The organism is Gluconobacter albidus, from assembly GCF_002723915.1.
GTDB lineage: Bacteria > Pseudomonadota > Alphaproteobacteria > Acetobacterales > Acetobacteraceae > Gluconobacter > Gluconobacter albidus.
Map to the genome: position 1 here is coordinate 15067 of NZ_BEWL01000016.1, position 19947 is coordinate 35013.

Genomic DNA, 19947 nt, shown 5'->3' on the forward strand with positions numbered 1-19947 from the left:
TGGCGGACGCTGCCCGTCAGAGAGACGGGAGAGCCGTCGTCTGCTGATGGAGTCTGTTGTCGGCGGAAAGCGGCATGATGCCAGGAATGACTTCCACTTCCGTCCGGTCCACAACACGTCCTGTCAGCACCATATGGCTGCTGGCATTGTAAACATGCACGGTATCGCCCTTCCCGCCTGTTTCCAGAACGGTTCCGGATACCGTCAGATGAAGGCTCTGGCCGGAAAACGTCGCCACGACGGGGGACCCACGATGCACAAGCTGGGGATGAGCAAGTTCCGAAACGCTCAGAACCTGACCAGCCGCGAGCACACCCCGCGCCTCCAGACCAACCGCATCTTCAGGGTTCTGTAACGCATCATCCGGAATCAGACCGACCCGGACGAACGTCATGCTGACATCATCCGGCAGAATGGGCTGCCCCAGATGCATGGCGTGGCGCAGGGTCACCGCACGCACTTCCATGGTCGCCGTTCCGCTTACATTGAAAGCCGTTCCCTGCCCGCCCTTGGCGGAAGGAACCTCAAGCCGTGCCGTAAAGTGCTCGCTGCCATGCGGCGGGCGGTCAATATGCAGGATGGCAGGCGCGCCCTGATCCGCAACCGGAACCGGTACGGGCTTGAAGCCGGTCAGCGCCACTTCCACCCGCGCATCGGACGGCAGTTCCAGCTCCTCGCGAACGACAGGCAGCACATCGTCCGCCGTAATCATGCGCGCCGTATGTGTTACGGTCGTGGACACCAGAGGCGAGGCATCCGGCCAGTCCACGCCGAACTGGGCGGCAATGGCCGTCAACTGCGGACCACCCACCACGTAACTCGCCCCAAGCGCGGGAGCATCGCCGATATCGGTGTCCTGTCCTTTGCCCAGATCGGCAAACAAATCGGACAGACGCACGCGCGGATGATCGACATTGACGGTCGTTCGCAGCGTCGCCGCTGACGCAAAGGAAAACGCACCGCACCCCGCCAGCAGCAGAATGCCACCCGTCACCAGGGCGCGGCTCATGTTTTAAGCGCCGCCCAGATTGGTGACGGTTTTCAGCATGTCATCGGACGCGGTGATGACCTTGCTGTTCATCTCATAAGCGCGCTGTGCCGTGATGAGATCGGTGATTTCGGTCACGACATTGACGTTCGAGTTTTCGACATAGCCCTGCATGATGCTGCCGTAACCGACAGCCTCGGGATTGCCCATCATGGCGTCGCCTGAGGCCGTCGTCTGCGTGAACAGGTTTTGGCCCATCGCGGCCAGACCATTTTCGTTGGTGAAGATGCCAAGCTGCAGCTGGCCGACGAGCGTCGTGTTGTTCTGACCGGCGATCTGCACACTGACCTGACCGGACTGGTCGATCGAAATGCTTTGCGCATTGTTGGGAATCGTAATTGTCGGGCTGATGAGATAGCCATCCGCAGTTACGAGCGAACCGTTGTTGTCCATCGAAAACGTGCCGTCGCGGGTATAGGCAAGCTGCCCCGAGGGAAGCTGGACCTGAAAATAACCGCGCCCCTGAACCGCCAGATCCAGGGAGTTGCTGGTCTGCTCAAGGCTGCCCTGATCGTTGATGCGGTAAATCGCCGCCGTCTTCACACCAAGGCCGACCTGTGCGCCGGCGGGAATGGTCGTGCCGGTATCGGACGAACTTGCGCCCACGCGACGGAGGTTCTGATAGATTAGATCCTGGAACTCGGCGCGGGAGCGTTTATACCCCGTGGTGCTCATGTTCGCGATATTGTTGGAAATAGTTTCGACGTTGGTCTGCTGGGCCTGCATGCCCGTTCCGGCGATGTCGAGTGCGCGCATGGAAAGTTATCCTTGTCCCGTCCGGGGAAATAATCAGGCCGAGACCTGAACGATCTTGTCGATGGCGTTTTTCTGGCGCGTGGCTTCAGCATCCACGAACTGCGCCATGAACTGGAAATTCCGCTGAATTTCCATCATCTTCGTCACTTCGGTCATCATCTGGACGTTGCTGCCTTCCACCATGCCCTGCACGATGTTGGGCCGCTCCACAGCGGTTGTGGGCTGATCCGTCCTCAGAAGCCTGCTGCCTTCGGCCTGAAGCCTGTTGTCGTCCTGTGCCGTCACGATGCCGATCTGACCCTGTTCGCCGGTTTCGGTCGAGATCACGCCATCGGCGGAAATGGTGATGCGGTGGTCGGTCTGGGGGAGGACAATCGGCTGCCCGTCGCGGTCCAGCAGGGCATTGCCGCTTTCATCAACGACAGCGCCGTCCTGCTGTTCCTCGAAGCGTCCTGCCCGCGTCAGACGCACACCATTGGCGGTACGGATCTGAAAATACCCTTCACCTCCGAGCGCGAGGTCCAGCGGGTTACCAGTGGACTGCATGTCGCCCTGCTGAAAGTCCCGGTATGTCGCACGGTCCTGCGTGTAGGATTCCGTATCCGCACCCTCTGCCTGTTTGGAGCCGTGCTGATGGGACAGGAAGTCACTGAAAAGGACATTTTCGCGTTTGTAGCCCACGGTCGATGCATTCGACATGTTGTCCGCAACCACGGACATGGCGCGCTGCTGGGCATCCATGCGCGAAAGCGCGATATAGGTACTGTTCTCCATGGGCGTTACAGGCTCCGGTCAATCCCGATTTCGGAGCACAGCGTAGCGGCACAAAGCTTTCCCAATCGTTAAACGAACACCTTCAACCCGACTCGCCGTGACGATATGGTGAAAGAGTCAGCAGTTCCGCCGCCTCTGCCTGCAGGGCTGTCCGTTCCTCTTCCACGAAGGCTGCGACAGCCTGTCGCAGACCGGGATCGAGTATGGCATGGGCCGAGTGGGTGAAACTCGGGAGATAGCCACGCTGGATCTTGTGTTCGCCCTGCGCCCCGGCTTCAACACGGGAGAGGCCGTGTTCGATAGCAAAGGCGATCGCACGGTAATAGCACAGCTCGAAATGCAGGAAGGGCCAGTCGCCCTCACAGCCCCAGTTCCGCCCGAACAGCGCGTCGGTCCCCATGAGATTCAGGGCGCCTGCAACGGCTTTTCCATCATGATGGGCCATCATCAGGACCACGCGGTCTCCGAGGCGCTCGGACAGCATGGGAAAGAAGCGCTCCGTCAGATAAGCGCTGCCCCATTTGCGGTCGATCGTGGACTGGTAGAAGCGGTAGAACGCTTTCCAGTCTTCCGGCGTGATGTCGTCTCCGCGGAGCGTGCTGAAGGTCAGACCACAGGACTGGGCAGCACTGCGTTCCTTGCGGATGGATTTGCGTTTGCGGGAGGACAGCGCGGCCAGAAAATCGTCGAATGTCGTGTAGCCGTTATTCTGCCAGTGATACTGAAGGCCTGTGCGTGGCAGATAGCCAGCCCCGGTAAAGGCCTCGAGCGAAGCCGCGTCGCAGAAATTGGCGTGCAGGGAGGACAGGCCGAGTTGCGCCGTCGCCTGAATAAGCGCGGCGGCGAGGGCCTGCGCCACGGCCTGCGGATCCGGCAGATCCGGACGCAGCAGAAGCCTCGGGCCGGGCACCGGAGAGAACGGAACGGCGCAGACGAATTTGGGATAATAGCGGCCCCCCGCGGCTTCATAGGCGCGGGCCCAGTTCTGGTCGAAGACGTACTCGCCCCAGGAATGGGATTTTCCATAAAGCGGGGCGAGGGCGGCGATGGAGCCGTCCGGCGCGCGCAAGGCGGCATGACGGACCAGCCAGCCGGAGCGGTCCGCGACGGAACCGCTGTCTTCAAGGGCGGACAGGAAACCGAAGGAGACGAACGGATTATCCGCTCCCGCACAGGCGTCCCAGGCTTCGGCCCCGATCTCGTGGATCGAGGCATGAAGGCTCAGGCTCCAGTCGGGGGACGGCATGGTCTCCGCTTCTCCCATTCGGTTTCTCCCGTATCAGGCGATTTCGAACAGCGCCTCGACCTCGACCGGCGCATTCACGGGCAGGCTCGGCACGCCGATCGTGGAGCGTGCATGGCGTCCGGCGTCACCGAACACGTCCACAGCCAGATCGGACGCGCCGTTCATGACGGTGGCGTGGTCGGTGAATTCCGGCGTGCAGGCAATGAAGCCGCCCAGACGGACAACGCGCGTGATACGGGAAAGATCGCCGTCGAGCGCGGCTTTGGCCTGCGCCAGAACATTGATGAGGCAGGCGCGGGCACAGGCCACACCGGCATGGGCCGAAACTTCGTCACCCAGCTTGCCGGTGATAAGCAGCTTGCCGTCCACCAGCGGGAGCTGGCCGGACACGACGAGCAGGTTTCCCGTCCGTACGGTCGTGACGTAGTTCGCAACCGGAGCGGCTGCGACCGGCAGCGTGATGTCGAGGGCGGCGAGGCGGGATTCGGGGGTCGCGGTCATGGGAAAATCTCCGGTTGGGGCGCCCGGAACGGGCATCTGACAGGGCCATATGTTGAAGCGGGAACGGCCCGATGCCAAGGGGGCAAGCCGGAGCCGGGTCACGTTGGCAGGCTGTCGTCACCCGCAAGGCTTCTGCGGCTGCGTTCGAGTTCTTCGGCATAGCGGCGCAGGGCGTGCTGTTCGGTCAGGGTTCCGATCACCTGCCGGGACTGGGGGTCCTCGACGACGACAAGCGCATCGGCCTCTGCTTTTTCGAACAGTTCGATCGCCTCGCGGATGTTCATAAGCGGTGTGAGCATGGCGTTACGGAACAGGGCCAGCGTTCTGATGGATGTCTGGTCGGCAGGGGCGGCGTGCAGTTCCGCCAGATGAACAATACCGTCATAGTGTCCCGCCTCATCAAGCAGCACGATCCGCTGGGCCGAGCCGAGCGGAAAGAGGGTTTGTGCCCGGTTCACGGACGTCTCCGCCGGAAGGGTCCGGACCTGTCCGCGCATCATGCGGCGTACATTGAGTGAGCGCATCCAGCCGATATCGACAGCGGAACGGATGGATTCGCCCCGCAGATGGAAGCGCCATGTCGCGAAGCTGTAGCCGAACAGGCGACGCACGGTCAGAAGAGACAGGACCGCAGCCACCAGCGTGGCACCGCTCATGGACACGCTACCAGTCAGTTCCAGCATCAGGCACACCATTGTCATGGGGCTGCCGATGACGGCTACGGCCATCGCGCTCATGCCGATCAGCGCGCAGGCCGTGACGGAATCCGGCGCAATGCCCAGCGGCGCCAGAAGTGTGCCGTAGATCGTCCCTGCCAGAGACCCAAGATACAGCGACGCGAAAAACAGCCCTCCGCGAAATCCGGACCCAATGCACAGGCACGACGCCAGCGCCTTCAGGAGCAACAGAACGACGGCCATTCGCGCCGTGACATTGCCTGCAAAGACGGCACGCATCGCATCGTGCCCCGCTGACAGAACGGACGGATGAAGCGTTGCCAGCCCTCCCACAATCAGACCGCCAACCGCAGGCCGCAGCCAGACCGGTCCGGGCATCCTGCGGAACAGCCCCTCCGTCTGGGTGACGCAGAACATCAGCCCGATGGCCGTCAGCGCCGTGAGAACACTGATGAGGACCGCCCCGGCCGTCCCTTCCCAGGACAGCGCTCCAGGAGAGGGAATGACAATGCCGGGCGGAACGCTGCCCAGAAAGCGTGTTACGCCCACGCCCGCCAGCGCGGCGACGGCCACGGGAGACAGGCTGCCCAGCGAGTAAGAGCCGATCACCAGCTCAAACGCATAGAACGCGCCAGCCACGGGGGCATCGAACGCTGCCCCGATCGCAGCCCCGGCCCCGGCCCCCACCAGAACGCGCAGATCCTCACGACGCACCCGGAAGGAGCGCCCTATCCGGGAACCGAAGGCGGCCGCGATCTGGGTAAACCCGGCCTCAAGTCCGATGGAGCCACCCACGCCGTTGGACAGAACGGTCTGGCAGACGATGACCAGACTGTCGCGCACCGACATGCGCCCGCCATGCAGCGCATTCGCCTCAATGGGGTCCACCGGGCTGCGCGGCATGATTTTTGCGATCAGCACCCCGAACAGACCAATCATCAGCCCACCACCACCCAGCACAACCACTGTGCGGAGAGGCGGCAGAGCGTTCAAACCGGACAGATGACCGCCGGACACACCCGAAACGCCAAAAAGCAGTCTGTGCATCCAGAATGTGAGATGGGTCATGACGACCACACACAACCCTGACAGAATGCCGACAAACCCCGCCAGCACGCTCAGCCAGATCTCGTTGCCACGCACCAGCGTGCGCAGATTTGATGGCGCATGGGGAAACAGCCGCGCCTGAAAGCGGTTCATCCCCTGTCGCAGCATAATACGGACGCGGCCCGGAAAACGGCTTGCAGAACCGTCAGGGAACGCAGGCGGAGGGGGCGGCGAAGGGGCGGGACTGGTGGACAAGCGGGCTCCCGGGCGGCAGGTGTGATCCTGTTTGACGGCAAGCGGGCTGCCGATCAACAGCTGTCATGGAAGGATCACTGATGAAACTGAATGTCATCGAACGCGGCGAAGGCCCGGAGACAGTCGTTTTCCTGCACGGGCTGTTCGGGCGGGCCCGGAATCTCGGCGTCCTCCAGCGCGGCGCCGCTGCGACCTTCCGGACGCTGGCGCTGGATCTGCGCAACCACGGACACAGTCCGCACGGCCCCGCCAGCTACGCTCTCATGGCACAGGACGTGCTGGAAACGCTGGACGATCTGGGAATCGGTCGTTTTGCGGTCGTCGGACATTCCATGGGCGGCAAGGTGGCCATGATGCTCGCCCTGGCCGCCCCCGAGCGCGTCACGAAACTGCTGGTGGCGGATATTGCGCCCGCACGAACGGGGCATGGCCACCGCGAGATGATCTCGAAGCTGGACACCCTCACATTCCCCGCTTCGCTCGAACGCCGCGAAGGGCTGGACCTTCTGGAACCCATCACGGGCAGCAGACCCGTCGCCGAACTCCTGCTGCAGAATATACGGCTGGGCGATTCGCCGGGCTGGAGCATCGGTTTCGACGACCTTTCCCGCGACATTCATGAGATCGAAAGCTGGCCCGACCTTCAGATTGCGCCTTACGAAGGGCCTGTCCTTTTTCTGCGTGGGGGTGCTTCGCCCTATGTCCGGCCCGAACATCACGATCCGATCCGGGCGCTCTTTCCGCAGGCGCTGATCCACTCCCTGCCTGATGCCGGACACTGGCTTCATGTGGAACAGCCCCGCGCGTTTCTTAAGGAAATGATGGAATTCCTTCAGGCCCCGGCCTGAAGGAAGACGTTACGATATCAAACCAGACGGAAGGGCGGCAGTTTTACGCGAATCATATCATTACGATTAAGCAACATAATGAGAATCTAATATATTAATATTTTGATAATTTAATAAAACTCAATTAAAATTAAAGTAAAAAAGTTACTTTTCTGAAAATTTAACGACTACAACATCACTGCCGGAACGGCGCATGTAATAAACTTCTTCAGGATTACGCTGATGTACGCTCTACTGTTCTCCGAGCCTTTGGTAAATCGTGCCGAAATGCGTGTCTTTACACGAGAGAAAATCTATTCTTCTGCGCTGGCCCGGGGCGCAGCTCATGGCGATAAAGAGACTATTAAAGCCATGATGATCGGCTGGTGGCCTTTTATTCAGGCTTTCGAGCGCGCTATTGACGTACGCGTCGGCCATCTTCCCATCAAACCGCTCGTCCAGCGTTTCGGACAGGCCCGGATCAAGACCTTCTTTTCAGAAGCGCGTGAAGCCGTGCGGGAAATGAAGGAAGAAGAGGGCTCACACGCCATTCTCTGGGCTGACGGCGCAAAAGAATTCGGCCTCGACCTGTATGGAACCCACTACGACACGCTTCCCACGGTCCAGAAGCTGATCGCCAATGCAGACAGCGAAGATCCCGTGGTCTTCTTCTCTTGGCTCGCAGCCGTCGAATACATTGCCGAAGAACTGGCTGCCTATCTCTGCCATGCTCCGAAGTTCACCAGTCTGTTCGCGAAGAAGCACTGGACCTGGGGTCTGGCGCATGACGAGCACGAACATGACGGCCCGTCCCACCTGGAAATCGATGAGGATCTGGCCCGCGGATATTATCCGTCCAACGATCCGGACATCACTCGTGCAGCTCTGACGGCCAATATGCGCGAATGCATTGAAATGTTTGAAAAAGCCAGCCACGAGATTTACGACACGACGCCGGAAATGGCGCACTAACGAAACCTTAACCATTTAACAGCTATCTCCGTGTCCGGGGCGCCATACCCGAGGCGCGGAGATGTTGTCTGCAACAGATTCGCTCTCTGCAAAGAAAAACTTCATAAATTCCTGTCATCGTGGCACCCTCCTCCGCTATTGGGAAGGTTCATGATGTCTTTGCCTGTCTCACCGGCTTTTGTTGTCGCCTCCTGGTCATGCGCGACATAATGACAGCCGTCCTGACCCTGCTCAAACAAATGCGGCTTGCCCGACTTTTCCCCTTCCGGGCCGAAATCCCGGCAGGAGCAGAGGAAGAAATCCGCCTTTCGCGCTGCCGGGTCCTGCGCGGTCTGAACTTCTTCCATTTTGTTCCCCAGTTCAGCTGCGGCCCGATCGCAGGCCTGTGCCTGATGCGGAATTATCCGATGTACGGTGCGAGCATGTGCGGAGCTGTCCTGCTCCTGCTCCTGCTCTACAACATCTGCTTTTATGCGATCCCGACCGAAAAACTGGTCGACACCCGGCAGTCGTGGATCCTCAAGGGCCTCAATTTCGCATTCGCTCTCTGCTGGATCACGCTTCCTCCCGTCGTGTTTCCTTATGGAGACGCCAATGACCGGGTTCTGGTCGCCGGCATTATGGTCGGGCTGACCGCGACGACCATTACGATGGTTCCCCTGACGGGCATGGGAGAAATCATCGCTTCCATGCTCATCCTGTCCTGCTGCTTCGCCCTTTTTCAGGCGTGGACGATCGACCACGGAATTTTCTATTTTTACATCGCCATCGAAATGGCGGTCTATCTGTTCTTCGTCCTGTCACTGACGATGGCCGTGCGGACCCTGTTCACGGCTTTTCTCGTCAGCCGGTATTCCCTCGAACAGCGCAACAGCATCGTCCAGCTTCTGCTTCGCAATGCCGATGACGACACCGGCGACTGGCTGTGGGAAACCTGCGCGTCAGGAAGTCTGCGCAATGTCTCGGCCAGTCTGGCCTCGGCTTTCGACAATAGCCGCGAGTGGCTTGAAACCCGTATCTTCTTCGACATCCTGTCCGATCTGGCAGGTCCGGCCGCTTTTGACGGTGACGAACGGACGGGGCTCGGGCGGCTGCGACAGTGCCTCGACAACCGAATCTTCTTCCGGGACATCGTGGTCTCCGGAACCCTGCAGGGTCAGCAGCGCTTCTGGTCGCTGAGCGGACGCCCGGTTTTTCAGGACCGCACCTTCGTCGGCTATCGCGGCGTCGGGACGGACGTGACCCAGACGCACTGGGCGCAGGAAAGTGCCTCTTTCAGAGCGCGGCATGACCTTCTGACCGGCCTGCCCAACCGCGGCGCCTTCCTCGACGACATGGAAACCTACCTCATCGAGACCGCACGCACCGGAGAGGCCTTTGCCCTGCTTAACCTCGATCTGGACGGCTTCAAACAGATCAACGACCGGCACGGCCATTCCGCCGGCGACGAGATGCTCCGGAAAGTCACGGTCGTCCTGAGCCGCACCCTGAGCGAACGTCACAGACTCTACCGTTTCGGCGGCGACGAATTCATGCTGCTCGAACGCCAGACAACACCGGCTCAGGCTTCCGCCACTGCATCGGGTCTGATCAATGCGCTAACGAACGTGCCCATCCGGGTTGGCGAAGGCGTACGCTGTGCTGTTGGTCTCAGCGTGGGAATCGTGCTGTCCATTGGCGGATCAGAACGCGTGGGCAGTCTGCTGGAAGCCAGCGATCTGGCGCTTTACGAGGCCAAGAGCCTCGGAGGCCACACGCATCGCTTCTACAATCCGGAACTGCGGACTGTAGCCAAGCGGAACCGGGATTTGATCCGCGCGCTCCCCGAGGCACTGGACAAAGGAGAGCTGGGCATTGTCTACCAGCCTTTCTTCAACACCCAGAGCCAGAAGCTCTGCGGATTCGAGGCGCTGATCCGCTGGTCTCATCCCGAATATGGCCGCGTTCCCCCCGAGCGGATCATCCAGCTTGCCGAAGAGGCCGGCCTGATCCAGAAGCTCGGCGTCTATGTCATGGAACGGGCCTGCCTCTTTGCCTGCGAATGGGAAGAGGGGCTTGTCCTGTCGATCAATGTCTCGGTCGGGCAGCTTGAGGCCCCAACCTTCCTCAAGGATACGTTCCGGGTTCTTGAAAAAACCGGCTTCCCGGCCCGCTGTCTCCAGATCGAGATGACCGAAAACATCTTCATGGAGCCGGATGCCGCAACCTTCACGCTGCTGAGCCGCCTTCAGAGCGCCGGGATTTCCATTGCGCTCGACGATTTCGGCAAGGGCTTCTCATCGCTCGGATATCTGCGCTTCTTCCCGTTCTCGAAAATCAAGCTGGACGGTCTGTTCGTCAGAGACATGCTGCGTGAGTCCCGGGCAGCCTCCATCGTGCGTGCTGTGGTAGACCTGTCGATCGACCTGGGTGTGGCCGTGACCGCTGAAGGCGTGGAAAGTCAGGAACAGCTTTCCTACCTGCGGCGCCTGGGCTGCACGGAAGTTCAGGGTTATCTGCTGTCACGTCCTCTTTCGCCCGAAGACACCCGTCAGTTCATGACGACGGCCCCGGCTGTCATGGAAGCGTCCTGATCCGATTCAGGCCGTCAGGGGGTTGGGAGCCGTTTTCTTTCCTTCTTCCGCCATACGCCAGCAGTACCAGGCCAGTGTTGAACGATAGGGAGAGAAACGCGCCGTTTCCTCTTTTAGCGCCTTTGGCTTTGGGGGCAGTTCCAGTCCGCGCAGACGACGCCAGCCTTCCCGGACACCGAAATCATCAACAGGCATCACGTCCGGACGGTTCAGCGTGAACATCAGCAGCATCTCGACGGTCCAGCGCCCGATCCCACGCAGGGTCACGAGGCGCACGATCAGCTCTTCATCCGTCATGGTCCGGGCATCGGCACGGCTGGGAACAGTTCCATCCAAACGGGCCTGTGCCACACCCCGCATGGCCAGAAGCTTGTTTCCCGAAAGACCGCAGGCACGCAGGCTTTCCTCGGACAGCTCCAGAAGTCTGCCGGGAGACGGCGGTGCACCGTCTCCCGTACCCTGTTCCCCGAGCAGACAGAGGCGCCCGAAAATCTTTCGCGCCGCGGCTCCGTGAAGCTGCTGTCCGGCAATGGCGCGCAGAAGGGCATCGTAGGGTTCCTGCCCGTCGTCACCACGCAGGGTGCAGGGGCCGATGCGCGCAATGGCCGCCGCCAGACCGGGATCGGAGCCAAGAAGTGTGGCATAATCAGCCATCGGACATGCGCCTTTCCGGAAGTTAAGGTTCGGGTGACTCTTTGTGTCTTTCGTGGGTCTCGCATTACTGCCATGATATGCCAAGACAGACGCCCACCCTCAGCCCCGGATAACCAGCCTGCCGGATGACAACCCCGACCGCCCTGGTGCAAAAGGTCTGGCGATGATGCGACGCCACCTTCTCCTTGCCGACCGGCTGTTTTCTGCCAGGTCCTTTCCCGACGGACGGTCCCGCCCATGAGCGGAACAGCCACTGTCACGTCCGGAAAGCCCCAGAAGCGCGAGCCGCAGCTCTTCGCCCCCTCGGCGCGGACTGCTCCCACACGCCCGCAGCACGCCCCCGCCGGGACGCGCGAACGTCTGAGGGATTACGTCCCGCCCACGATCCCGGTACGTCCGGTGCTGACGCCGATGATGCGTCCGCAGACAATTGTCGAGAACGGGCCGACAGTTCCGTTCATTTTTTCGGCCGGCCTCCACGTAGCCGTTCTGGCTTTCCTGCTGATGCAGCATCACGGCATGCACGGCTCGCCTGCGGGGCAGGAGCAGCCGCAGGTGGAAATGGTTTTCGATACACCACCCTCCAAAAGCAGCATGCGTGGCCCGCGGGCCCATGAGGAGGGCGGCGCACCCCCTCCCCCCTCGGCCCAGAGCCCGCAGGAAACACAGGAAGACCAGCAGCAGCCGCAGAAGGAGCAGTCCACTCCGACACCGGCCGTCCCGACACCTGAAACGCCGTCCGCGCCTGACGTGCCCGAAGAGCCTTCGGCAGAGCTGCCCAAGACCGCCCCCACACCTGCGCCGATTACACCGGGAGCAGCGCCAAGCCGCCGCAGCCAGCAGACGTCGCCGCACGCTCATCACGCACAACGGTCGGTCCGCTCCGACCGGAACAATCCGTTCGCGCACCCGATGGACCTGTCCTTTGGCGAGCAGCCCTCTCCCTATCGCCGTCACCGTGGTCGCGCCTCGGGGTCCGGCGGCCCGATCGACATGTCTCTGGGTCCGCTCAGTATGAACGGTGCCATCAATGCCCCCTACCAGACCCGCACGAGCGTCAAGGGCGTCAGCGAGGATTACGGCGGGGAAATCGACCGCTGGATCCGGGCACATATGTATTATCCGGAAGAGGCTGCCCGTGCGGGCGAGGATGGTCCGTCCTCAGTGCATGTGGTGCTGGACCGGTCGGGCCATGTAAAATCCGTCCGGCTGATGAGCCAGTCCGGCTCCTATTCGCTGGATGCGGCAACGACCGGCATGTTCCAGGGGGCGCATCTGCCGCCGGTCCCGCCGGACATGAAGGGTGACCATTTCGATATCGACGTGACGATCAACTACATCCTGATCCGCCGGTAAGGACGCGGCCCCATGCGGGGGGCGGCTTCGACATCGGAGCCGCAATCCCATACAATCCGTCAGGTCACCGTCCTGTTGCCGGAGCCCCGATGCGCCGTTTTCGTTCTGCCCTGCTGTCTCTCTGTCTTCCGCTGGCCCTCCCGCTGGCGCTGGGAGGCTGCTTCAGTCTTTCCCGGCCCTTCGCCGACCCTGGACAGCAGGCCCGATACCTTACGGCAGCCAATCTTCCTCCCGCACGGCTCGCGGTCCCTACTCCGCCGAACGCACTGCTGTCCGACGATGCTGCCACACTCTGGGCCCATGACGTGGCGCAGGCCATGGTCAACCAGTCCGTTCCCGCCATCGCACAGCCCCGCAAAAAGGGAGACTGGTGGCTGAAGCTGAATGCGACGACCCACGGGAATACGGTCGTCCCTCACTACGTCATCATGACTCCGGAAGGGAAAATCCGTGCGGAAACGGACGGTCCTGCCGTGGATATGGCGGGATGGAGCGCGGGCGACAGGCTGACGCTTCAGGACGCCGCCATGCAGGAGGCGCCCCAGCTTGCGAACCTGCTCACAGGTATTCAGGCGAACATGATGCAGCAGGACCCACACAGCCTCATGAACCGCCCCGCGAAGATCTGTTTCAAGGGCGTCACCGGCGCCCCCGGAGACGGAAATGTGGCCCTCGCCCGTGCCTTCTATTCGTCATTTCCGGACAAAACCAACACGGTGACGACCACGGAAAAAGGCGCGGACTTTATTGTACGCGGAACGGTTGCCCTCAAGACGGGCACCGCGGGCAACACCGGTCATCCGGTCGATCATATCGAGATCGTCTGGCATGTTCTGACACCGGACGGAAAGGAGGCGGGCGCCGCCACCCAGTTGCACGACATTGCCCCCCATTCCTTGGACGGTGCATGGGGCGATACGGCGGACATGGCTGCCGAAGAAGCTGCACAGGGCGTCCGGACCATCGTCACCAACTATTCCGGTCGCGAGCATGCCCCTTTGCCGGAGACAAAAAGCAGTCCGAAAAAAGCGGCCTGATACAGAAGTTCCATTCCGTTAATGTAACTCTGAGTATCTTTATGTAATACGTTTTGTTACAGATCTCCGGCCTTTTCATCCGGAGTGTCCGATGCGCCTTTCATATCGTTTGCTGCTGTCCAGCCTGAGTCTCTGTGCGGGACTTGCTCCTCTTGCATCCGCCTTTGCGGACCCGGCGCCCGTCATCGCCGTAAACCGTGAGATCGGTCTTGCGATGACAGGCACGTTCCGCAACAGCGTCAGCGGCGCCAGTTCCAGCGTAACGGAGAATGGCGGTTCCGGATTTATCACACAATCCGCAAGCGCCTCGCGCTACCGCACCATTGGCTGGACCCCCGGCTTTCGGGCCGATGCATCAGTCATGTTCAATGTCTTCGGGATCGAAAACCTTTACGGCGCCCTGCATTTCTCGCTTGAAGACGGCCAGAGGAACTACAAGTCTCATTATCGCAGCTACTCCAGCAATTCTGCGCCCTTCGGATTTTCAGCGGGCGGAAACGACAGCTCCAATGGCACGGATAATCGGGGAGAGATCGGTAAGGGCTTTCTTCTGCTCTCCGATACCTTTCTGCTGACGCCTTTCATTCAGGGCGGATATGTCACGAGCGGTGGTGACGGAGATTTCGGCTACGGGTCCGGACGTTACTTCGCCGGTGCTGGCCTGAAGGCCGATTACGCCCTCACATCCCGCCTTGTCCTGCGTGGACGGTTCGGATGGGCGGAAGTCCTCAATTCCGGCATTTCCTACAACAACCAGCCACGCCCTCTATGGGAGGGTGGTCTTGGCATGGATTACCGCATGACCCGGCGCCTCCATCTGACGGCGGGAGGAGACTATTCCTATATTTCCTACGGCCATGACCGGAACGTCGAATCCAGCACTGAATTTGGAACAGCCTATTCCTATTCGGGCGTCTCAAGTGCCCTGAGCAACGGTCTGAAGCTGCATGCGGGTCTGGCCTGGCAGTTCTGATCCCGACCGACAGACCGCGTCCGGTCGGCACGGCATGCAGTGACCGGCCAACTGGTGCGCGGAAAGAATGAAACAGGACGGATGACAGGGGGGCGCTGCGCTGTTAGAAGGCCAGCAACTTCCCTGTCGGACACCGGACGAGGCCGTTTTTCATGAAGATCGTAGCCTGCAACAGTAACCTGCCGCTGGCCCGCGCGGTCGCCCATGAACTCCGGATGCCTCTGTGCAAGACCGTGGTGAAGCGCTTTGCCGATGGCGAAGTCTTCGTCGAGATTCAGGAAAATGTCCGCGGTGAGGACGTCTTCGTCGTGCAGAGCACCTGTATGCCGACAAACGACCACCTTATGGAACTGCTGGTCATGCTGGATGCGCTGCGCCGTGGATCGGCCAAGCGCGTCACGGCCGTCATGCCGTATTTCGGTTATGCCCGGCAGGATCGTAAATCCGGCCCCCGTACACCCATCAGCGCCAAGCTGGTCGCGAACCTTCTGACGGAAGCCGGTGCGAACCGCATTCTGACGATGGATCTGCACGCCATGCAGATTCAGGGCTTCTTCGACATCCCGACCGACAACCTCTATGCCGCGCCGCTGTTCGTGCGCGACCTCAAGACGCGCCTGCCGGACCGGGAACTCATTATCGTTTCGCCGGATGTTGGCGGCGTGGTCCGTGCGCGCCAGCTCGCGCAGCGTCTGAACGTGGATCTGGCCATCATCGACAAGCGGCGTGAACGCGCTGGTGTGTCGGAAGTCATGAACGTCATCGGTGACGTCGCCGGCCGCTACTGCGTGCTGGTCGACGATATCGTCGATAGTGGCGGCTCGCTGTGCAACGCCGCCAACGCGCTCATGGCCCGTGGGGCGGAAGGCGTCGAAGCTTACGTCACTCACGGCGTTCTGACTGGCAATGCCTGCCAGCGCGTGAAAGACAGTCCGTTGAACATGCTGACGCTGACGGACAGCATTCCGGCGACCGAGGCCCTCCTCGAGACCCCGAATATCCGTCAGATCACGACAGCCAACCTCCTCGCCCGGGCCATGAGCGCCGTGGCCGATGAAAGCTCGGTTTCCTCACTGTTCGACTGAGCATCCACCGGCCTGCGTCACGGTCCCCCTTCGTGAACGGACTTGCTCATGACCCAGATTATTCCCAAGCCCTACTGGTACCTGCGCCATGGTGAGACCGACTGGAACCTCCAAGGGCTGGCACAGGGAAGAACAGACATTCCACTGAATGAGACGGGAATCGCACAGGCCTTACGTGCAGGCCGGACGCTGGCAGCGCTTTTTCAGAACAATGAACGTCCCTTTAACCGCATCGTCTCCTCACCTCTCAGCCGCGCACTTGTTACGGCCACTTACGTCCGCGATGAAATCGACAGACTTACCGGCGTCGGGCTACCACTTCTTATCGAAGAAAATCTATCAGAAGTCTGCTTTGGTATTCACGAAGGGACACCGATGGGAAACTGGTACCATGACTGGATCGAGGCAGGCACACCTCTCGAAAACGGCGAAAGCTTCGAAGCTCTGACCCAGCGTGCCATTACGACAGTCAACACCAACCTGGCATCCGAAGGAACACCTCTGTTTGTGGCTCACGGTGCCTTGTTTCGCGGATTACGGGCCGGTATGAATTTGAGTGTAAATGCGCGTTTGATAAACGCCCTACCGCTCGAAATTCGACCAGACGATAGCAATTGGGTGCTTAATTTCTTAGAATTAACTTGATATTTCCTCCTACACCCAGATTGAGAATATTCTAATAGGGATCGATATTTTAGACTAGCTCACAGAAAATATCAGGTATACAAATACAGTAGAAAATTAAAATTCCTAGATTATTATTCTTTTGGAGTCGTTAATGAACAAGAATTCCTGCGATGTTGGTATCGCAATTACAACGTATTTGAGAAAAGATATGGTCTGCAAGCTTGTGGACAGAATACGTGAGCTAACCCGCAGTGATTATAAAATTGTCGTTTGTGACGATGGATCTTTAGACGGAACCAAGGAAGAGTTACAAAAAAAAAGATATTACCGTCTTAGGAGGAAAGAACAAAGGAATAGCTTGGAATAAAAATCGAGGTCTGTTCTATTTTTCAAATATTTGTCGAGCAAAAACAGTTATTCTTCTGGATGATGACGTCTGGCCTGAAATAGCTGGATGGGAGCAAGAATGGATTTTGGCTGCTTCTCGTATCGGGCATGTGAATTATATTCCTCCAAGCTATGAGCGTTACTCCCCTAATCGCCCAATGACTGCAACGAACCTAGGGATTGGTGCAGTCGTCGGGGGAATGATCCTTGCTCAAACCATAGAAGCCCTCGCCTGTGTTGGTTATATGGATACTCGCTTCGGGCGCTACGGACACGAGCATAGTGATTTCTCCATTCGTTTCCTTCGGGCTGGTTTTGGAGGCGTCCGGTGTCCAGTTGAAAACGATATTCACAACCGCTTTTACCTTCTTGATAGCGGAATCAGGCTTCTGGATGCAGTCAGTTCATCTTCCCATGAAGATTTAGAAAACAACGCCAAACTTTTGATTGAGCTCCAAAAAGAGCCCATATACAGAACACCTTGGTGCAATGAAGAGGAAATGCGTGAATTTTTATCTGAGTTTGGGTCAGGTTTTTCTGAAATGAATGACCCTCCATTTAAAGAAAAAACATTTGATATTAATAGTTATTACCAGAAAAATCAGGATGTATACTTGAGTGGATGCGATGCTTTTTCTCATTACATTGAAAATGGCATCCGGGAAAATAGAGATCTTTAATTTACACTATTAAATTTAATAATTTTCACTTTCGTCCTAAATTATAGGCTGACCATGAGTTCATTGAGATGCATCCTCGGTGAACTCATGGCAGTTTTAATGGAAGTGTTGATAGTTATTCTTTTAATCATCCGATTAATGGCTTTCAGAGCCTAAAAATTAGTCGCTTAGAAGCTTTGGTTTATGCCCACGACAAGGTGGTCGCCATGACTTCCTTGTTTTGCGCCGGAACCGTAGAACGCGGCTTTTTAGGACAAGTCTTCTAAATCTCAACAACCTAACGTTTCACCACTTCGTTGCGGTTTTCAGGTCCATCTAAAGACTTCAAGGACCCTCACCATTTGGGAGAGGATCTCCCAAATGGTGAAAAATCAAACAGATTACTCTTTAAACCGAGCACAGCACAGTTCACGGCGAAACAACTCATCTTGCCTCTACGCTCCATCGCGGTTACGCGTAGTAATATCTCGATTACCAACCGGAAATGCTGATGTCCCTTCTGCGCCCTCTGATCGCACTTAGCGTGTTTACAGCGCTTGTCTCCCCAGCTCTCGCGCAGTCCCAGCCCATGCCGCTGCCCATGCCGGCGCCCATTCCTGAGCCGCAGGACCGGGCTTTCCCCGGGGCCATAACCGTCTCGGTCGATGCAACGGATACGCTGCATCATGTGATGTCCATCCACGAGACGGTTCCTGTGCCGAAGGAAGCGCAGCAGAAGGGGGAGATGGTCCTTCTGTATCCGATGTGGATCCCGGGCGATCATTCACCCACTGGTGTGATCGAGCAGCTTGCCAGCCTGCATGTACAGAGCAACGGCCGCACGCTGGAATGGAAGCGCGATACGGTTAACGTTGCAGCCTTCCATATTCCGGTCTCCACGAGCACGCCGACACTGGACCTTCACTTCCAGCTTCTGACACCGATTTCGCCGGGCCAGGGCCGCGTGGTCATGACGCCGTCCATCGTCAATGTGCAATGGGATCAGGTTTCGCTCTATCCGGCCGGATATTTCACCCGTGGGATCACGGTTCAGCCCTCCGTGCGTGTTCCGCATGGCTGGCAGATCGGCTCGGCCCTTCGCGCCGGGATCTATGGTGACGAGACGCATTTCAACGCCACGACCTTCAATACGCTCGTTGACTCCCCGATCTATGCCGGACGCTATTTCCGCAAGTTCGATCTGACCGGCCCGGATCACGTTCCCGTCTCGCTGGATGTCGTCGCTGACGAACCGGACTCGCTGGACGCCACACCGCAACAGATCGCAGCCCATCAGAACCTCGTCCGGCAGGCCACGGCGCTGTTTGCCTCACATCACTACGACCATTACGATTTCCTCCTCGCCCTGACAGATGAGCTTGGCAGCATTGGCCTCGAGCATCACCAGTCCAGCGAGAACAGCGCCGCTCCGGGCTATTTCACGGAATGGGACAAAACCTTCCCCGAGCGTGACCTGCTGGCCCATGAATACACCCATTCCTGGAATGGCAAGTACCGCCGCCCGGCCGACCTGTGGGCACCCAACTTCAACACGCCACAGCGTGGGTCCATGCTGTGGGTTTATGAAGGTCAGACGCAGTACTGGGGCAATGTTCTGGCTGCGCGCTCCGGGCTCGTGACGAAGGATCAGGGTTTCGAGGCACTGGCATATATGGCGGCATCGTATGACAACCAGACGGGCCGTCAGTGGCGTCCACTGGAAGACACGACGAACGATCCGGTCATTGCCCGGCGTTCGCCCCTGTCATGGCGCGACTGGCAGCGTTCGGAAGACTATTACGTCGAAGGTCAGCTCGTCTGGCTGGATGCGGACGCGCTGATCCGCAAGCTCTCCAACGATCACAAGTCGCTGGATGATTTCGCGAAGGCCTTCTTCGGAACGAACAGCGGCAGCTTCGTCGTCAGCCCCTATCAGTTCGACGATGTGGTCGCCACACTCAACAGTGTGCAGCCTTATGACTGGGCCAAGTTCCTGCACGACCGCCTGGACACCATCCAGCTTCATGCGCCGCTCAACGGCCTGACCAATGGTGGGTACAAGCTGGTTTACACGTCCAAGCCGACCGCCTTCGTCAAGGCCAGTGAAGCCGCGCGCCACACCACCGACCTGTCCTTCTCGCTCGGCCTGACGGTCAATGCGGCCGGACGTGTGGGACGCGAGCACTGGATGAGCCCGGCCTTCAAGGCTGGTCTGGTTCCGGGCGTGACGATCGTGGCCGTCAATGACATGAGCTTCACGCCGCAGCGTCTGCTCCATGCCGTCACGGACGCGCAGAAGGACCCGAAGCAGGATATCCGCCTGATCGTGAAGTCCGGCGACCACGTCACCACCGTCTCCATTCCCTATCATGAGGGTCTGCGTTACCCGCATCTGGAACGGATTGAAGGCACGCCGGATCGTCTGAGCGCGATTTACGCAGCGCGTCAGTAAGGGCGCATTGAGCTGATCTGATCCTGTGAAGGGTCAGGTCA

The 19947-nt window shown here is 59.2% G+C and carries 19 protein-coding genes; 11 read left to right on the plus strand and 8 right to left on the minus strand.

The features are described from left to right. Window positions 1-16: 16 nt before the first annotated feature. From flgA to GAL01_RS14035, 6 genes are all read right to left on the minus strand, one after another. Window positions 17-1009, minus strand: coding sequence for a flagellar basal body P-ring formation chaperone FlgA (gene flgA, locus GAL01_RS14010; protein WP_062027935.1), 993 nt, complete (start codon window positions 1007-1009; stop codon window positions 17-19). Window positions 1010-1012: 3 nt separating this feature from the next. Next, window positions 1013-1804 (minus strand): flagellar basal-body rod protein FlgG, encoded by a 792-nt coding sequence (flgG, locus tag GAL01_RS14015; protein WP_062027937.1) that lies wholly within the window; start codon window positions 1802-1804, stop codon window positions 1013-1015. 33 nt (window positions 1805-1837) lie between these two features. Then, entirely contained in the window at window positions 1838-2578 is a 741-nt protein-coding gene (gene flgF, locus GAL01_RS14020; RefSeq protein WP_062027939.1) for a flagellar basal-body rod protein FlgF, read from the minus strand. An 82-nt stretch (window positions 2579-2660) separates the two neighbouring features. After that, complete coding sequence (locus GAL01_RS14025) at window positions 2661-3824, minus strand: GNAT family N-acetyltransferase (protein ID WP_099253351.1); 1164 nt, start codon at window positions 3822-3824, stop codon at window positions 2661-2663. A gap of 33 nt (window positions 3825-3857) precedes the next feature. Further along, window positions 3858-4325 carry a RidA family protein gene (locus GAL01_RS14030; RefSeq protein ID WP_062027944.1) on the minus strand — a complete coding sequence of 156 codons (468 nt, stop codon included), beginning with the start codon at window positions 4323-4325 and terminating at the stop codon, window positions 3858-3860. Window positions 4326-4423: 98 nt separating this feature from the next. Continuing rightward, complete coding sequence (locus GAL01_RS14035; RefSeq protein ID WP_062027948.1) at window positions 4424-6202, minus strand: chloride channel protein; 1779 nt, start codon at window positions 6200-6202, stop codon at window positions 4424-4426. Between the two features lie 182 nt (window positions 6203-6384). Here GAL01_RS14035 and GAL01_RS14040 point away from each other — a divergent pair, with 182 nt between their 5' ends. After that, entirely contained in the window at window positions 6385-7152 is a 768-nt protein-coding gene (locus GAL01_RS14040) for an alpha/beta fold hydrolase (RefSeq protein WP_062027850.1), read from the plus strand. Between the two features lie 222 nt (window positions 7153-7374). Next, window positions 7375-8103 (plus strand): hypothetical protein, encoded by a 729-nt coding sequence (locus tag GAL01_RS14045; protein WP_062027853.1) that lies wholly within the window; start codon window positions 7375-7377, stop codon window positions 8101-8103. Window positions 8104-8204: 101 nt separating this feature from the next. On the opposite strand, the gene GAL01_RS16095 is transcribed toward GAL01_RS14045, so the two are convergent. Then, window positions 8205-8450, minus strand: coding sequence for a hypothetical protein (locus GAL01_RS16095; protein ID WP_231865233.1), 246 nt, complete (start codon window positions 8448-8450; stop codon window positions 8205-8207). A gap of 60 nt (window positions 8451-8510) precedes the next feature. Here GAL01_RS16095 and GAL01_RS14050 point away from each other — a divergent pair, with 60 nt between their 5' ends. Then, window positions 8511-10676, plus strand: a complete 2166-nt coding sequence (locus GAL01_RS14050; protein ID WP_231865234.1) for a putative bifunctional diguanylate cyclase/phosphodiesterase — start codon at window positions 8511-8513, stop codon at window positions 10674-10676. Window positions 10677-10682: 6 nt separating this feature from the next. Here GAL01_RS14050 and GAL01_RS14055 read toward each other — a convergent pair whose 3' ends face one another. After that, window positions 10683-11330, minus strand: coding sequence for a DNA-3-methyladenine glycosylase family protein (locus tag GAL01_RS14055; protein ID WP_062027857.1), 648 nt, complete (start codon window positions 11328-11330; stop codon window positions 10683-10685). Between the two features lie 237 nt (window positions 11331-11567). Between GAL01_RS14055 and GAL01_RS14060 the strand changes: the two genes are divergently transcribed. The 8 genes from GAL01_RS14060 (at window position 11568) to GAL01_RS14095 (ending at window position 19906) form a co-directional block, all read left to right on the plus strand. Beyond that, window positions 11568-12686, plus strand: a complete 1119-nt coding sequence (locus GAL01_RS14060) for an energy transducer TonB (protein ID WP_062027859.1) — start codon at window positions 11568-11570, stop codon at window positions 12684-12686. Window positions 12687-12775: 89 nt separating this feature from the next. Next, window positions 12776-13723 carry a hypothetical protein gene (locus tag GAL01_RS14065; RefSeq protein ID WP_062027862.1) on the plus strand — a complete coding sequence of 316 codons (948 nt, stop codon included), beginning with the start codon at window positions 12776-12778 and terminating at the stop codon, window positions 13721-13723. 91 nt (window positions 13724-13814) lie between these two features. Further along, window positions 13815-14696: a hypothetical protein gene (locus GAL01_RS14070; RefSeq protein WP_062027864.1), complete on the plus strand. Its 882-nt coding sequence runs from the start codon at window positions 13815-13817 to the stop codon at window positions 14694-14696. A 152-nt stretch (window positions 14697-14848) separates the two neighbouring features. After that, complete coding sequence (locus GAL01_RS14075) at window positions 14849-15781, plus strand: ribose-phosphate pyrophosphokinase (RefSeq protein WP_062027866.1); 933 nt, start codon at window positions 14849-14851, stop codon at window positions 15779-15781. Window positions 15782-15829: 48 nt separating this feature from the next. Beyond that, window positions 15830-16426 carry a histidine phosphatase family protein gene (locus tag GAL01_RS14080; RefSeq protein WP_062027868.1) on the plus strand — a complete coding sequence of 199 codons (597 nt, stop codon included), beginning with the start codon at window positions 15830-15832 and terminating at the stop codon, window positions 16424-16426. A gap of 133 nt (window positions 16427-16559) precedes the next feature. Further along, window positions 16560-16775: a glycosyltransferase family 2 protein gene (locus tag GAL01_RS16185; protein WP_082790624.1), complete on the plus strand. Its 216-nt coding sequence runs from the start codon at window positions 16560-16562 to the stop codon at window positions 16773-16775. 106 nt (window positions 16776-16881) lie between these two features. Beyond that, the gene (locus GAL01_RS15555) at window positions 16882-17475 is read left to right on the plus strand and encodes a hypothetical protein (protein ID WP_145995652.1); all 594 of its coding nucleotides are present in this window, start codon (window positions 16882-16884) and stop codon (window positions 17473-17475) included. A 490-nt stretch (window positions 17476-17965) separates the two neighbouring features. Further along, on the plus strand, window positions 17966-19906 hold the full coding sequence (locus GAL01_RS14095) for a M61 family metallopeptidase (RefSeq protein ID WP_062027879.1): 1941 nt from the start codon (window positions 17966-17968) through the stop codon (window positions 19904-19906). Window positions 19907-19947: the final 41 nt, after the last annotated feature.